This is a genomic window from Pantoea sp. X-Soil-MYKO-1785, from assembly GCF_059730675.1.
The window spans coordinates 203,726-219,725 of the sequence record NZ_AP036001.1 but is presented as its reverse complement, the minus strand read 5'-3'; the positions used below and the strand labels follow the sequence as shown (position 1 = coordinate 219,725).

Annotated in this window: 11 protein-coding genes and 1 pseudogene; 7 read left to right on the top strand and 5 right to left on the bottom strand. The window is 46.7% G+C overall.

The genetic code is table 11. The features are described from left to right. The first annotated feature begins 71 nt into the window (after positions 1 to 71). On the top strand, positions 72 to 2,279 hold the full coding sequence (locus AC6I8D_RS20940; protein ID WP_497820842.1) for a DUF4401 domain-containing protein: 2,208 nt from the start codon (positions 72 to 74) through the stop codon (positions 2,277 to 2,279). Beyond that, positions 2,272 to 2,802 (top strand): GDYXXLXY domain-containing protein, encoded by a 531-nt coding sequence (locus tag AC6I8D_RS20935; protein ID WP_497820841.1) that lies wholly within the window; start codon positions 2,272 to 2,274, stop codon positions 2,800 to 2,802. Before AC6I8D_RS20940 ends, AC6I8D_RS20935 begins: the two co-directional genes overlap by 8 nt. A gap of 522 nt (positions 2,803 to 3,324) precedes the next feature. Here AC6I8D_RS20935 and iraP read toward each other — a convergent pair. Further along, positions 3,325 to 3,690 carry an anti-adapter protein IraP gene (iraP, locus tag AC6I8D_RS20930; protein ID WP_031377586.1) on the bottom strand — a complete coding sequence of 122 codons (366 nt, stop codon included), beginning with the start codon at positions 3,688 to 3,690 and terminating at the stop codon, positions 3,325 to 3,327. Positions 3,691 to 4,718: 1,028 nt separating this feature from the next. On the opposite strand from iraP, the gene AC6I8D_RS20925 reads away from it, so the two are divergent. Then, positions 4,719 to 4,871: a hypothetical protein gene (locus tag AC6I8D_RS20925; RefSeq protein WP_497820840.1), complete on the top strand. Its 153-nt coding sequence runs from the start codon at positions 4,719 to 4,721 to the stop codon at positions 4,869 to 4,871. Positions 4,872 to 5,034: 163 nt separating this feature from the next. Here AC6I8D_RS20925 and AC6I8D_RS20920 read toward each other — a convergent pair whose 3' ends face one another. Beyond that, entirely contained in the window at positions 5,035 to 6,348 is a 1,314-nt protein-coding gene (locus AC6I8D_RS20920; RefSeq protein WP_312053786.1) for a sigma-54-dependent transcriptional regulator, read from the bottom strand. Between the two features lie 3 nt (positions 6,349 to 6,351). Next, the gene (locus AC6I8D_RS20915; RefSeq protein WP_497820839.1) at positions 6,352 to 8,196 is read right to left on the bottom strand and encodes a sensor histidine kinase; all 1,845 of its coding nucleotides are present in this window, start codon (positions 8,194 to 8,196) and stop codon (positions 6,352 to 6,354) included. Between the two features lie 431 nt (positions 8,197 to 8,627). Here AC6I8D_RS20915 and aspT point away from each other — a divergent pair, with 431 nt between their 5' ends. Further along, positions 8,628 to 10,313: an aspartate-alanine antiporter gene (gene aspT / locus AC6I8D_RS20910; protein ID WP_497820838.1), complete on the top strand. Its 1,686-nt coding sequence runs from the start codon at positions 8,628 to 8,630 to the stop codon at positions 10,311 to 10,313. A 19-nt stretch (positions 10,314 to 10,332) separates the two neighbouring features. Further along, on the top strand, positions 10,333 to 11,925 hold the full coding sequence (locus tag AC6I8D_RS20905; protein WP_497820837.1) for a bifunctional aspartate transaminase/aspartate 4-decarboxylase: 1,593 nt from the start codon (positions 10,333 to 10,335) through the stop codon (positions 11,923 to 11,925). 166 nt (positions 11,926 to 12,091) lie between these two features. Here the strand turns inward: AC6I8D_RS20905 and AC6I8D_RS20900 are convergent. Beyond that, positions 12,092 to 12,352, bottom strand: a pseudogene (locus AC6I8D_RS20900) (methionine synthase); the annotation flags it as partial. A 474-nt stretch (positions 12,353 to 12,826) separates the two neighbouring features. On the opposite strand from AC6I8D_RS20900, the gene AC6I8D_RS20895 reads away from it, so the two are divergent. Further along, positions 12,827 to 13,558 carry an aspartate/glutamate racemase family protein gene (locus AC6I8D_RS20895; protein ID WP_312757841.1) on the top strand — a complete coding sequence of 244 codons (732 nt, stop codon included), beginning with the start codon at positions 12,827 to 12,829 and terminating at the stop codon, positions 13,556 to 13,558. Positions 13,559 to 13,706: 148 nt separating this feature from the next. Here the strand turns inward: AC6I8D_RS20895 and AC6I8D_RS20890 are convergent, their stop codons facing one another. Further along, positions 13,707 to 14,054: a cupin domain-containing protein gene (locus tag AC6I8D_RS20890; protein WP_312757839.1), complete on the bottom strand. Its 348-nt coding sequence runs from the start codon at positions 14,052 to 14,054 to the stop codon at positions 13,707 to 13,709. Positions 14,055 to 14,716: 662 nt separating this feature from the next. Between AC6I8D_RS20890 and AC6I8D_RS20885 the strand changes: the two genes are divergently transcribed. After that, a protein-coding gene (locus AC6I8D_RS20885; RefSeq protein ID WP_497820836.1) for an IS3 family transposase occupies positions 14,717 to 15,897 on the top strand; the annotation gives its coding sequence in 2 pieces (ribosomal slippage) (positions 14,717 to 14,981 and positions 14,981 to 15,897; 1,182 coding nt in all). Positions 15,898 to 16,000 lie beyond the last annotated feature (103 nt).

Genomic DNA, 16,000 nt, shown 5'->3' with positions numbered 1-16,000 from the left:
ACGCGGATTGATCGCAGGGAAGACCCGTCGTTAACATTAAAAGTAACTCCGCAAACAGAGGCAGGGAAAGTATGAGGGAGATTGCACCCGAGGGCATAACCGGTATGCCGTCACGCACGGCAGAGTATCTTTGCCGTCAGACTGCACGCCTGGTGAAAGGAGGGAGCCTGACTCCGGAGACCTGTCAGCGTATTTATGCTTTTTGTGGTATCAGACCGTCAGATACGCAATGGCGTCAGTTTCTTATCCCGGTTCTTTGCTGTCTGGGACTACTTTCACTGGTTGCCGGATCGGTGTTCTTTGTTGCCTGGAACTGGGCATGGCTGCCGAAGATGGAGAAATTTGCGCTGGCCGAACTGCTGATCGTCGCGCTGGCGGTGGTGGTCTGGTGGCGCTGGTACAGCACGCTGGCACGCAGCGCATTGCTGGCAGCAGGGTTAAGTTTCGGCGCCCTGTTTGCGCTGTATGGGCAGATTTATCAGACCGGGGCTGACAGCTGGGAGCTATTCCGGGCCTGGTTATGCGTTCTTCTGCCGCTGGCGCTGATTGCCCGGCAAAACAGCCTGTGGTTTTGCAGCTGGCTGGTCGCTAACCTGGCGTTCCAGCTCTATTACACCACGATGCCGACCTCACTGCTGGATCTCGCCGTGTCTGACAGCTTCACCCGACTCCCGACGGCGGTGCTTCACGGATATCTGGCGCTGCTGGCCGCCTGCCTGATTATCAGGGAAGCGCTGGCCTGGCGGGCGATAACGCATCATCCTGAGAGCTGGCTGGCAAGTCGCTGGTTCTCACGGGTGATGGCAGGATTTTTACTGCTGCTGCTGACCACCATCGTGGCCGGGAACATCGCTGACTGGGGCGGTGCCAACCCCTTTACTTATATCACGGTCGGCTGGGTAATCACCCTGCTGGCAGGCTATTACCTGTACCGTTACCGCTATCAGGATCTCTGCATGCTGACGCTGGGCATCGCCAGTCTGACCGTTGTTGGTTGTGCGCTAATCATGCGGTTATTTCTTTACGCCTACGATACCGGTGATCTGTTTTTGACCGGTGCCCTGATGGCATTCTGGTTAGCGGTAAATGGTTCGATCCTGCTGAAGTGGCAGCGCAAACTGGTTGAAGAGGAGCCGATCGATCGGGTTCCGGCCAGGCTGACCTTACTGACAGACACGTTGCGACAGCAGGGTTTGCTAAGCGCCTCGCAGGTTGAGGAAATTCAGCAACGCGATCACGCGTCCGACTTGCCCTGGTATCTGAGGCTGGCGCTAAGCGTCGGTGGCTGGATCGCAGCGATCATCATTCTGTTACTGCTGGTACTGCTGCTCTATACCGCTGACTTACTCGACCAACCGAATGCCGCCACTCTTATTCTCCCCTCGCTGCTGCTCGCCGTCATTGCGCGCGGCCTGCTGCGCAGTCAGCGTGACGGTAAACATCACCTCGGGCTGGCATGGGCAATTGCGGCGACCTGCGGGCTGATATCCGGCGTTCTGCTGCAAATCCACAGCAATGACGTCAGTTTCCTTATGCTCAGTTCACTGTGTGCGGTGCCGATCCTGGCCGCGATGGCGGTGGCTATGCCCGACCGCACTTATCGATTTATGGCCATCACTGCCCTGACCTTTTTTCTGGTGCTGGCGGGCCATTCTCTGGCCCGGCTGTCCCTGACGCCGACGGCTGGCCGCCTTGCTGTTTGCGCAGTGGTGGCGGCAATAACGTCTTGGTGGCTGTGGATCGTCAGTCATCAGCTGAGGTTACAGGCAGGGCCGTATGCTGACGCGGTACATCCCCTGCTGTATGGCATCCCGGCTGGTCTGATGTTGCTAAATTTGCTAGGGATAAACGCGGCGTATCTCACGGAGTTCATCTGGTCAACTGCGCAGTTGACTACGCTTCAGTCTGCGACAGGCACAGGGATCGCGGCAGGCTTAGTGCTGAGTGCACTCAGTCAGAAAAGGAACGGCCAGCCGCTGTTTTCGATTATCACACTGCCCGCCGCCCTTCTCTGCGGGGCTGTCGCCCTCTATGCACCGGGTATTGGACTGGGCCTGTGGTTGATACTGATGGCGCGTTATCAGGGAAGTCTGGAATTACTGGTGGTCAGTGGCGGGTTCATGGTGCTGTATGTCATTGGCTGGTATTACTTTCTGGCGGTTACTCTGCTGCAAAAATCCCTGCTGCTAATGGTCGGTGGTCTGGTTTTACTGGGGCTGGTTTGGGGAGTCAAAAAAGTGTTACCCGCACCGATCGGAGGTGCCAGTGAGAATGCGTAAACAGAGCCGATGGCTGGCAGGCGCAGTGATAGCGCTGGCGCTGGCGGCCGTCAATGTCAGCATCTGGCAAAAAGAGCAATTGCTGAAACAGGGCGCGGTCATGATTTTACCCCTTGCGCCGGTTGACCCGCGCTCCCTGATGCAGGGTGATTACATGGCGCTGAATTATGCCCTGACCCGGTCTCTGGAACTGAGGTTGTACCAGCAGGCTGAGACCTGCGGCGCGACTCTGTCAGCGCCCTGCCTGCCCACCAGCGGGACGCTGATTGTTGACCTCGATGCGCAGCGTCATGCGACTGAGGCCCGGTTTGATCACGGTGAGCCTCTGCAGGCGAATCAGTTACGGGTGAAATACCATCAACATTCTGGCTCGCTGACCGTCGGCACCAACGCCTGGTTCTTTCAGGAAGGCCATGGCGAGCGTTTCGCGCAGGCACGTTACGGGGCATTCCGCGTCGGGAGCGATGGCACGGCACTCCTGACCGATCTGCTTGATGAGCAGGGTAAAGCGATTCAGCCTTAACTATGCCCGATGCTCGGTGACCTGCCACAAACTACTCTGACAGGCGGCTTTAAGATCCTTCCTGCCAGGATGCACGTCGCGGATCGCCACCAAGCCCTTGCTGGTCTGTGGAACCGGTTATCGGTCATCGCCTTAGCGCTGATATTTACTAAGGCGCTGAAAGTTCGGGCATCAGTTGCCAGTGCAATCTGCTGAGTTAAACCGGGCGGAGATTTGTTATAAGCGGGCAACGGCCAATCGGGTGAGTAAGGCGGTCGGGACAGAAGCGGAGTACCACAGGCAGATTATGGTTGGTGCAGCATCCTGTTGATACGCTACCGCGCAGAAGGTTCTGTCTGCTTACCCAGGTTGCCGGCTACCGGATGTGGCACGGTAAAGTATGTATCCTTCGTAATGCTTAACAGCGTGCACACGACGCGGGCTCGTTTCCCGGCGCATCTCCCCGGGAAACGTTGATAGTCGTTGGTACAGAGATTGCAATTGCAGAAGTAATAAGCGGCGGTTAGCCCGGCAGGTATTCGGCTACTGCTCGTTTTTACGCTGCACATCCTCTGCGGCAGAAACGCCGGTGATGTCAGAAAGCCCATCCTGATCGATTTCAGCTGCGGCACCATCAACAGTCCTGGCCATCATGAGTAAGTCCTGCAGTTCGTGCAGCAGAATAGCCGCATCCGATTTCAGCACCTCATCGGTATCCACGGACTCAATAATCGTATTGATGGCCTTTCCGGCGCTTTCCATCATTTCAGTCACACCGCCCTGCTTACTCACAGCAAGCACCAGCGCGCTGATCAGAAGCGACTGAGCCTCGACGCGGGCAGTTAACTGTTTGGTTGCCGCATCAATTTTAGAGATTTTGGCAAGCATGCTTAACACAACGTTTTTCATGGGAAATACTCTATAAAACCTATATTTGGCAGTTAATCAGGTTGAGGAAACGCTGATTAACCATTTTCACTGGCAGGAAATAATGAACAAAACCGCTGTCGGATTACGCTATTTTTTGACCAGCGTAAGCCTCTGAAAATTTGCCACGGTAACCGGCCTGCCGCATCCAAAGCAGACTGCTCCGTGAGCACCTTTCTTCATGTCAGACAGGAGAGAATAGGTAAACTTCCTGTCACCGCAGAACGGGCAGCGAAATTTAGCGAATCTCATGAATACACATCAGGGTTATCCCCGGTAAAAGAGGGCCCAGCATGGCAGGTTAGCGTTAATTGACAAGCACATTTACGTCAGCAACGATTTATTGAAGGAGAACAGAATTTTCGTCCTCTGCCGGGCTGATGAGAAAGATTTTCTGGCTGAAGAAAACAGCTCAAAACCGGACCGACCCTGAGCCTTTTTAATCAGCCTCAGAATATCAGCATCCTCGCTTAACGCCGCCAGCCTGCCGCTGGTGGCCTGAGGCATTACGGCAGGCACACTGCCACGGTAGCCCGAGCATTACGGCCGTATTCGATTACTTATTACCTGGTAATAAACTTTCCGGGCCAGCGGTGGCTGGTATGGGAGCCAAATTGCCCGGAATTCTGATGGTTTTCACGAATTCCCGACTGTAAATAATTTAACTGTTATCTTTGCCTTGCCATTGGCAGCGCTGTAGCTCATCAAAATCGCATTCAAAAAAGGGGCGTAAACCCCTTAGTATTAATGTCAGTCCACCTGGTCTGGTACCATCAGCTGCAGACTGAGAAGTCATCGTCCGGCCCGACTCACAAAGAGCAAGGCACCAGCCCACCTTCACTGACTGAATGCATGGCATAGGGCCTCCCATAACGCGCGCGCAAGGGAGATAGTACCGGAAAGATTTTTAGCCGTTTTGACTAATAAGCTGATCAGGATTATATCAGTGCCAGCTGTTTAAAATCCGGGAATGGAGATTATGCTGATTACGAAGTGGCGTCTGATATAACATGCCTGCGGCAGAGTTTCCGGGGCGAAATTCCGGCTTCGGCTTCGGCTTCGGCTTCGGCTTCGGCTTCGGCTTCGGCTTCGGCTTCGTGGAGGGTACTGATGACCTGTTCGTCGGAAAACCGTTTCTTTATGGTGTCTCATCACGTGACTGATGAAGACATGACTAGCACAGTGGTGTGTTATTTAACGACGAGCAGATCAAACAAGCGCTCGGCAGCAGCGCTATAAAGTAGATCCTCTGTAAAAAGTTAATCCAGAAGCGTGCGGTGTGCATTTTGATACAGGCATTCAGGGCGCGCTCAAAGATTAGCCAGCTCAATACTTAAGAGAATATTTTTTAATTTTATCGAAAAGAGTGCTTTTGGCAATTTTCAGCGCATCCGCAGTTTTTGTTAAGTTTCCGCCTTGCTGATGCAATTCGACAAGAATGATGCTTCGCTCAAAGCTTTCAACCATTTGTGTTAATGTTTTCTCATCATTACTGTCATCATGAGCGTCATGAATACCGAGTACAAACCTCTCAGCCTGATTGCGTAGCTCTCTGACATTACCCGGCCAGTTATCGGACATTAAGTTACGCAGATAGTGCTGTTTTACTTCTGGTATCGGGCGTTTAAAGGTCAGAGCAAACTGACTCACAAAGAGATTAAACAGTAAGGGGATGTCTTCAACTCTATCGCGTAGGGGAGGAACTTCAATGTTTATCACATTAAGTCTGAAGTATAATCCAGCATGGAATAATCCAGCTTGCACAAGCTCTGACAGGTTGGTTTTACTCGCAGCAATAATTCGAACATCAACCGGGATGCTTTCATTTGAACCTAAACGTTCGAAAGATCTTTCTTCCAGAGCCCTTACAAGCTTAACTTGCATCGCTAATGGCAGACTTTCAATCTCGTCAAGGAAAAGCGTCCCTTTGTCTGCATATTCAATTTTACCAATTCGAACTTTTAGTGCTCCAGGAAATGCGCCCGAATCACAGCCAAAAAAAACGATATCAAAAATAGACTCAGGTAAAGCCCCACAATTTAATGCAACAAAAGGCCCTGCCCTTTCGCTAATTTCGTGAATACATTTGGCGACAAGTTCTTTTCCTGTGCCTGTCTCACCATAAACAATTATGTTAGCCGGAGTCACAGCGACATCTTTTATTCTTTCTTTCAATTCATGAATGGCAATCGAGTTTCCAATTAATTTGTTATCGAGTGTATTTGCGTCTGCGAGCTTACGACGCAACTGATTATTTTCATGAATTAGCCGGCGCTTATCCAATGCTCTAAAAACAATATTAATTAATTGCTGGGGAGTAAAGGGCTTAGTCAGGAAGTCATAAGCTCCATTATGCATAGCTTCAACAGCCGTCTCAATATCTCCATGCCCTGTAATGATAATAACCGGTACATCTGGATCTGTCTGATTAAACTCTTTTTGAAAAATAAACCCACTTTTACCCGGTAGTTTCATATCTGTCACTATAACGCCATGAAGGCGCAACGCGGGTAAAAGATAGCGAGACTCTTCTACCGAAGAAACACCAACGGCATGCAATTTTTCAAGCTTTAAAGCCTGGACACAGCCTAACTGAATATCTGAATCATCTTCTATGACTAGTACGTCTATATTGTTCATAAATCAGTTATCCTGGTTAATATTAGCTAGCGGCAAACGTACAACAAAGCACGCACCTGCCTTTCCATTCTCCGCACTGAGCGTCCCATTATAAGACTGGATGATATCGGCAGAAATTGATAAGCCCAGGCCTAAACCACGATTTAGTTTAGTCGTAAAAAAGGGATCGAAGATTTTTTCTGCATTTTCTTCTGAAATTCCTACCCCATTATCTTCAATCTTAATTACAGCAAAGTTATTTTCAATAGCCCATTCAGCAGTTACGATCCTTGCAGTCTGGTTTTCTATTACAGCATCAAGCGCATTACTTAGCAGGTTAACAAACACTTGTTCTAATCTTATATTATTACACATACACCAAACATCAACATCTGTTGAAAGTTTAGTAAATCTGCAATCATTCTGCCTGAAAAGATGGCTTATTAACAACATGGCATTATCTAAACTCGCGCTTACCGACACCGGGCCGACTGAATCATCTTTTGATCTGGAAAAAGTTCGTAACTGATTACTGAGTCGGCCAATGAAATCAACAGATTTTAAAACCCTTAAAAGGTTATCTTTTGCTTCATCTGTGGCACCTATATCGATTAGTTTCAGTGCATTCGCTGACAACATATTGATAGCTGACAAGGGTTGATTAATTTCATGTGCCAGCCCAACCGACAGCTTTCCGATGGTAGCTAGCTTTTCTTTATGTAATAGTTCATTTTGTGTATCTCTCAGCGCTTTTTCGGTTGACATCCGCTCCTGAATCTCCGCCTCAAGCTGCTTACTTCGTTCAAACAATTCACTTGTTCGTTGGTTAACAATATACTCCAGCTTTTCTTTTTTTATTTCTAATGCTTGCTGTTTTTCAAACCTAAGCTTAATAATTTGTCCTCTTTGATTCATTGCATAAATGAGTATCAGTATCAAAGCCAACGTCAAATTTACAGCGACAATGGATGGCAGCACAGCCCATACTATCTGGCTTAGTGGAACCAGACCCGCAATGATCATGTTTATTTCCGGAATGTAGTTATAGTAATAAACATAATGTGAGTTATTTACTAAGGCTATTCCAGCACGATTACCCAGGGAGAGTTCCCATTTAACATCCTCCCCCTGAATTACTGCATTATAATATCTTTTTTCATTGATAATTTTCTGACTATCTTCCAGTGCAAGTTTATTGACCACATGATAGAACCAGTCAGGATTGGAGGAATATGCAACGATCTTGTTTCTATCCAGCAAAACTGTGTGATAGTTGTTATTTTTATTCTTTATGTGGTCATTCAAATTTATTTTTGTAACTACCACCCCTTTTTTAACACCATTAACATAGATGCCATTCGCCTGATAATACCCTGATATCAAGCTTGATATTCCAACGCCAAAATAGCCAATGGTTTTATTGGGTTCAACCTTCTGAAAGTAAGGACGATGAGATAAATTGTAACCTATAGCACTTTTATCGTCATCATCATCGCTACTGGCAACAACCTTCCCTCGATCATCTAAGAGATATAAAGCCAGTGCATGAGTTTGTTTTTTTATCGCGCTAAGATATCGATTTAATTCAACATAATCCTCATCGTTTTTATCGACGATTTCCAAAAAGTTGATGATATGCTCATTGGTAGCCAGAGAGTAAGGTATGAACTCATAACGCTTAACTCTCAACGTTAACTCAAGACCCTTCTGATGTAGTTCAGTATTCAGAAATTTTATACGTTTATGCACACCATCATAAATGATAGTCAATGAGGAAATAATAATAACAATCATTATCATCAGTAACAAAAATCTACCGCGCACGAAAAATCCAGAGCGAACTCCAAACTTTCCAATTTTGATTTTCACACTATCTCGCCTGATCGTTTTGCAGAAGCGACCCATTATAGTCTAAAGACGTAATAAATTAAGCAACTTTATAAACAGAATGAACATATGATCCCCCCGCTGGTGAAAAGCCCTGACGCTGAGGCATTAAAAAAATTAAGCCACCATCTTAAAAAACAGTGAAATCCGGATTTCCGAACCAGAAAAGAAAATTCATTCCGGCTAGCCGAATTATTTTAAAAATTCAATTATTTAATAATTACTCCAGACTCCTGGATTGATCCTGATCATAATTTATTATCCCGGCAAAGAAATATACTCATTCCCGAAAACGGCGGATATGAAATCAGGGTATTACTTAATATTAATACACTGCACCAGACTCCATCTTTCAATGTGACTTACTTCTAAATTATTCTTAACAGGCTTTTCTTTAAGAGGGGTTGCTCGTTGTGATTATTATACATTCCATTTTCCAAATGAGCCCGGAGATAGCATTATTCATCGCATTAGCTTTTGGCGCCTGGATTGGTAAATTCAGGTTTGGTAAGTTCCAGCTTGGTAGTGTTGCTGGCGCATTGGTTGTTTCAGTCATTCTTAGTCAGTTTGGAGTTACTATAGATGACGGCATCAAAGGCGTTCTTTTTGCACTCTTCATTTATGCAGTGGGTTTCGAGAGTGGGCCTCAATTCTTCAGTTCACTGGGATTGAAGTCTATAAAAGAAATCATTCTTGCTGCTGTTCAGGCTCTTACCGCATTCGCAACTGTCGTCATTTTGGCCAGGATATATGACCTGGACAAAGGGACTGCATCTGGCATCGCGGCGGGTGCATTAACTCAATCAGCAATTATTGGTACCGCTAGTTCTGCTATAGATAAATTAGGTTTAAGCGCATCTGTGACACAAAACCTGCAATCAAATGTTGCTATAGGGTACGCCGTAACCTACATATTTGGTTCGCTCGGTGCCATCATCTTATGTGTGAATGTTCTTCCCTGGTTCATGCGACGCGGCTTGCGAGAAGATGCCATTAAAGCTGAAGCTGAACTTTTAAATGGTCAAAGGAATTACTGTCCCGGAGAAACGTCAGCGCTTCCCCAACTTGTAGGAAGAGTATATAAAGCCGGGCAAGCAGCAGGCCGAACTATTTCACACATAGAGAGTCTGAGCACATCCGGTAAAGTTACAATTGAGAGAGTTAAGCGTAATGGTAAGATTATTGGCCTAAGCTCTAATCTTGTCATTGAAAAAGACGATGTTTTATTAATCGTAGGACGTCGTTCAGGAATCATTCAACTTGAAAAAACGTTGGGCCCGGAAACAAATGACCGGGATGGTATGGATATGGTAGTAGCAACCAGAGACATTATTATCTCTGGTAAAGAATATGCAGACAAAACAATTGCTCAATTACTCTTAACAAATAAAACCCTGCGCCACGGCGTTTACTTCTTGCGCCTAAGCAGAGGTCAAAGATCAATTCCACTGTTAAATTCAACCATTGTGAAACCCGGTGATGTTGTAACCGTATATGGTCTGGATGAAGATATACAAAGACTTGCTCAGAGTGTAGGCCCGATCATCACGGTTAATGAAAAAACTGACTTTATTTATCATGGTTTAGGTATTGCTGCAGGTTTACTGGTTGGGCTTGGAGTAGTTCATCTCGGCGATATACCTTTAACCTTAGGTGCAGGTGGTGGCGCGCTGTTCTCCGGACTGCTTTTTGGCTGGTATCGTTCGCGCCATATGGTCAGGGGTAATATGCCTACAGCAGCCTCTGGATTATTAAGAGATTTAGGCCTGGCCGGGTTTGTTGCTGTCGTAGGATTACAATCCGGCCAACAAGCAATACACACTATAGCTGAACGTGGTTTATCTATTTTTGTCATTGGATTAGTGGTAACAGTTGTTCCTTTACTTATCACAATGCTAATTGGTCGTTATATTTTACGTTATGACAATACCGCTGTTTTCGCTGGCGCTTTATCCGGTGCACGTAGTGCTAATCCCGCATTTGGTGAGATTCTTGCAAAGTCCGGCAATTCAGTTCCTACCGCGCCTTTCGCAATCACCTATGCCCTCGCTAATGTATTCCTGACGCTGTTAGGACCATTAATTGTTGCTTTTGTATAACCAATAAAGAGACCTGAATATGAACGATTTAAAAAAACTTTCCCAGCTCAGTCCATTTGAACTCAAAGATGAATTAATTAAGCTGGCATCGAACAATCAGAATCATATTATGCTTAACGCAGGGCGTGGAAATCCTAATTTCCTTGCAACGTTGCCCCGCCGTGCCTTTTTCCAGTTAGGTTTGTTTGCCGCGAGTGAATCTGAACTATCTTATTCTTACATGAAGCAAGATATCGGCGGCATCCCTGACGGGGAAGGCATTGTTGAGCGCTTTGAACGCTTCACTAATGAAAACATTCACCTTCCGGAAGTGGGCTTTTTGCGTAGCTCTTTAAGCTATGTAAAAGATCAGCTAGGTTTGCCAGGCAAGGCCTATCTCAAAGAAATGGTGGAAGGTATTCTGGGTTGCAATTATCCGGTACCATCGCGCATGTTGGAAATTAGCGAAAAAATCGTTAGCCATTATTTGCTACGCGAAATGTCAGGCAGCGATGCTTCGACTGAGGATGTTAAAATTTTTGCCGTTGAAGGTGGAACGGCTGCCATGGCATATATCTTTGATTCACTAGAGAAAAACCACCTGGTCAAAAAAGGGGATAAAGTGGCTATCGGTATGCCCGTTTTCACACCCTACATTGAAATTCCACAGCTGGATGAGTATGCTTTTGAGATAGTGAAAATAAACTCTGACGCTGAAAATAACTGGCAATACAGTGATGCAGAACTTGATAAATTGAAAGACCCAGCAATCAAAGTATTCTTCTGCGTTAACCCAAGCAATCCGGCCTCAGTCAAACTTGACGAACGCTGCCTGTGCAGGATCAAAACAATAGTTGAAGATTTCCGTAAAGATTTAATTATTATCACAGATGATGTCTATGGAACATTTGCAGATGATTTTAAATCGCTTTTTTCTGTATGTCCCCACAACACAATTCTGGTCTACTCATTCTCAAAATACTTCGGTGCAACCGGTTGGCGTTTGGGAACGATCGCCATCCATAAAAATAACATTTTAGATGATAAGATTAAGGAACTACCACTTGAGAATAAAGAGGAATTAAATCGACGTTATACTTCTATCATCACTAATGTAGAAGATTTAAATTTTATTGACAGACTGGTTGCTGATAGCCGCGCCGTCGCTTTAAACCATACCGCAGGCTTATCTCTGCCGCAACAAATCCAGATGGTATTGTTTTCTTTATTTGCCCTGATGGATGAAAACAATAACTACAAGAATACACTTAAAAAGGTTATTCGGCAGCGTCAATCTACTCTATATCGCGAGCTGGGTGTATCAGTACCACAAGATTCACATTCAGTAGACTATTATACCCTGCTCGATTTGGAAAAAATTGCGACAGAGTTATATGATACTGATTTTGCATCATGGGTCAGGAGTAACTTCTCCCACAATGAGTTATTTTTCCGCATTGCTTCCGAAACGGGAATTGTACTACTTCCCGGGAAAGGTTTTGGTAGCGAGCATCCATCTGGCCGGGTTTCATTGGCCAATCTTAATGAATACCAATACGCTAATATCGGGCGTCTGTTGAAAAAAATGGCAGATGAATATTATCTGGAATTCAAAAATGCGAATAATGTATAGCAACTAGCTAGCTTGATTTAAAAATACTGCGTTGTGACAGGCCTTCAAGGCGTTTCGCCAAAGACTTCTTTATTATCTGGTGAAAACAGCGCAGGTAGACTTAGCTCAGTCCGGTTGATAATAAAACCGTCCGGACTGAGCCTTTTCAGGTGTGCAGAAAGGGTTATTGCAGCGCCTTACGCAGGGTAGTGACGACCTCTTCGGTGGTTTCAACGGCATTAGTTGCCACGTCAATTGCCCCACCATCACCTTTTTGCCGCGGATCTATTCAATCAGATCCATCGGCACGCGCGAGTTCTGGCACTCCAGCGAAATGATGTCGCTGGCTGATTTCTTTAGTGAACACCTCTTCATACTGCCGCCACTAGGTAACCCGCGTCTTCTTTCAGTCGGTGTTGGCTTTAATGTCATAGCCGTTATCACTATGCGTGTTCCGTTATGTCTATGAGAAATATTTACAAGGTCAACTGGTTTCAGGTCCTATCAGATATCAGCGGTAAAGGCTGCTCACTCCAGGCTATTGCGGAAGAGGTGAATGTGGTGCCCGCGACTCTGATGGGCTGGAAAAAAGGGTTAAGTCCCCGACCTCATACTGGAGATGCACTGATTGAGTTCCGGCGCCATGTAACAGACGCTATTGTTGACCTTTGCCCAGGATAACATCATAAGTTTTACCAGTAGAACACGGTGGATACAGCTCTGAATGATTGTGCTGGTTATAGTCAGATATGCCTATTCCACAGATGTGTTCTTACCCGCGACATTGTCACTGACGGGAAGCAAAACGATAACTATAAACAGTGTTCTTAAATAACAAGAAAAATCAAACGCCTGTCAATTTTCAGTCAACTCAGTGATAATTCGTCCACCACAAAGAGAATGTCGAAAGGAGGCACTGGCGATGACTGTTTCTATAGGGGTGCTTGCCGGTATGGGGCCGCGGTCTACAGCCCCGTTCATTGATATGCTGGTGACAGAGTGCCAGGTCGGATACGGCGCGAAATATGATATGGATTTTCCTAAAATGCATATCATCTCGTTGCCAACGCCTTTCTGGCCGGGCAAAAAAATTGATAATAATGCGATGATCGCAGCCCTGCAGCAGGGTATTTCCGAACTCGTTCAGGCAAAAGTAAGTCTGATAGCCGTTCCCTGTAACCTTGCACACTGCTATTTTGCGGAAATGAAAGCGGTGAGCGCGGGTATTCCACTGCTTCATATCGCAGACTGCGCTCTGGAGTCACTGCCTGCAGAAGTCAGCAGAGTAGCTGTTCTGGCTACAGAACCTACGCTGGAAGCAGGTTTCTATCAGGCGCGGATTGAAGCTTCTGGTAAAGAGATTATTGATTCACCTCTGCTTCGTGACATGACCACTTCGTTGATTGGACGGGTTAAAACCAGCGGTTTTCATGACCCCGATGTACAGGCAGAGTGGCAGAATTTAATGTCTGCAGTGGCAAATCTTGAGGTTGAGGCTCTTCTGATTGCCTGTACAGATCTTAGTCCCCTGATAACTGAAAATGCTTTCAGCTTTGTCATCGTGGATACGGCGGCTGGCCTTTCCAGCGCGACCATTAAAAACTACAGGCGACTGTCCGCGGAAACGACAGGCGGCAGCCATAATAACGGCTAACCTGCTGTCCGCTTCTCGCTAATGGCGAACGATGCGCCTGAACAGAACTATTTTGTGCCAGAAGCAGGTGTTGCAAACACGCAGGCAGGTTAACACATAGCGTGCTGGCCTTACGTTAAGACAGGCCATAGCCGTTGTTCAAAAGTCGTCAGCAGGATGAAGGGAGGTCAGAACGATCTCCTCGTGTCGTCGGATGTGAAATGACAATAAATTCTACCGGAGACCCGGTGTCGTTTCTGGCCTGATGCTTTGACCCCGGTGGAATTTCCAGCCCCTGCAAAGCGTTAATATTGTGCAATTCGCCTTCCAGCTCCATAGAAAGAACGCCATTGAGAACAAAGAAAAACTGTCTGGAAACGGAGTGAAAGTGTCGCTTTTCAGACGTGCCTGGAGGCATTTTTTCATGAATAACCAGCATGTCCTGACGGTTTACCAGATACCAGCCTTCGCAATCATCGCCCCAGAAATAATGCTCTGCATTTTCCTTTGAAATCATCGCCCTTCTCCTGTTTACATCTGCCCGTCTATCAAGACCTTAAGAAAGTTATACTGATAAATGCTATCGTTTCGCAACTGGTATACTTTTAATTAATTCCCTACAGCGCTGAACTACACCGTTCAGCCTCTCTGACAGGCATGAATGTATCGGCATAGCAGCATTTTAACGGGACCTTAAAGTTCTTAGTCCGCTCAAATATGGCGCCTGTTGTTCTCACCTACGCCGGAACCCCTTCCGAATCGCATAGGGCGCATCAGATATTGCATTCACGTCACATCTTGCCGTAGTGACCTTCTCAACCCAGACGCTCTGCCAGTTTCAGGTCACACTGCGCCTGCATGCTCCAGGGAATTGCACCAGACCGCTTTGTGCCAGAAACGCACATTGCTAATCCCCTGACACACGCTAAACAGTTTGAAGTGCAGCTTATTTCTGTTCCCTATGTAAAAAGGCATTAACTGAAAGATGTCACTTAACTTCCTCATATATATCTACATCCACACATAGTCATCAGGAAAAGGATGAATGAAGATGCTGAGAGGTAAAAGAGCTGTTATTACCGGTGGAGGCGGGGGATTTGGCCAGGTGTAGTGGCACACTGAATTTGGCCACCTGAACAGAGGTGATATCATCACCTCATAGTCAAAACAGGTGACATTATGACCGGACGTAACAGACGCAATTTTAGCCCCGGGTTTCGCCTCGAAGCTGCTCAGCTTGTACTCGATCAGCACTACACCGTTGCCGCCGCTGCCGCTGCCACAGCGATGAGTGTCGGCAAATCCACGATGGACAAATGGGTTCAACAACTGAAAGATGAGCGAGCGGGAGAATCACCCATAGCTTCACCCATGACACCTGAGCAGATTGAGATACGTGAGCTAAAGAAAAGACTTCAACGCGTTGAAATGGAAAGAGATATATTAAAAAAGGCTACCGCGCTCCTGATGTCAGACTCCCTGAACAGTTCTCATTAGTTGAGAAACTCAGGGCGCGGTTTCCCGTTGCCGTTGTGTGCAATGTGTTTGGGGTTCATCGCAGCAGCTATAAATACTGGCGGCAACCAAAAAAGCCTGATGCCACGCGAGTGACATTACTCAGTCTTGTTCGTGAAAGTTATCGCGAAAGTAATGGTTCCGCAGGTGCTCGTAATATTGCCGCGATGCTCACAACCAAAGGTATAAAACTGAGCCGCTGGCGGGCAACAAAGCTGATGAAAGAGCTTCGTCTCATCAGTTGTCAGCAGCCTGGCCATCGATATAAGAAGGCGTCTAAGGAACACGTAGAGATCCCCAATTATCCGGAACGCCAGTTTGCTGTAACCGGGCCTAATCAGGCCTGGTGCGGTGATGTGACTTATATCTGGACGGGTAAACGCTGGGCTTATCTGTCCGTAGTGCTTGATCTGTTTCCCCGTAAACCGGCTGGCTGGGCTATGTCATTTTTCCCGGATTCTGCACTGACAGCTAAAGCGCTGTCCATGGCCTGGGAAGCGCGAGGAAAGCCGGCTGATTTACTGTATCACCCGGATCAAGGCAGCCACTCTACCAGCAGGAATTTCAGACAATTACTGTGGAGATATCAGATAAAGCAAAGCCTGAGTCGCCGGGGAAATTGCTGGGATAACAGCCCAATGGAACGGTTCTTCAGAAGCCTGAAAACAGAGTGGGTACCGGATAATGGCTACGCGAATTTTAGCCAGGCCAGCAAGGCAATAACGAATTACATCACAGGATATTACAGCCAGCCCAGACCCCATCAATATAATGGTGGTTTGACGCCGAATGAATCAGAAAGATTGTTCTTGAAAAACTCAAAAGCCGTGGCCAGTTATTGTTGACCACTACAGTTCGCTGAAGACTTGATGTCGGTTATAAAAAGCATTTTACCTGACTCACGAGCAATTAAGTCTGAGCGCCGGCAAATAGTAAACCTGTAAAGGA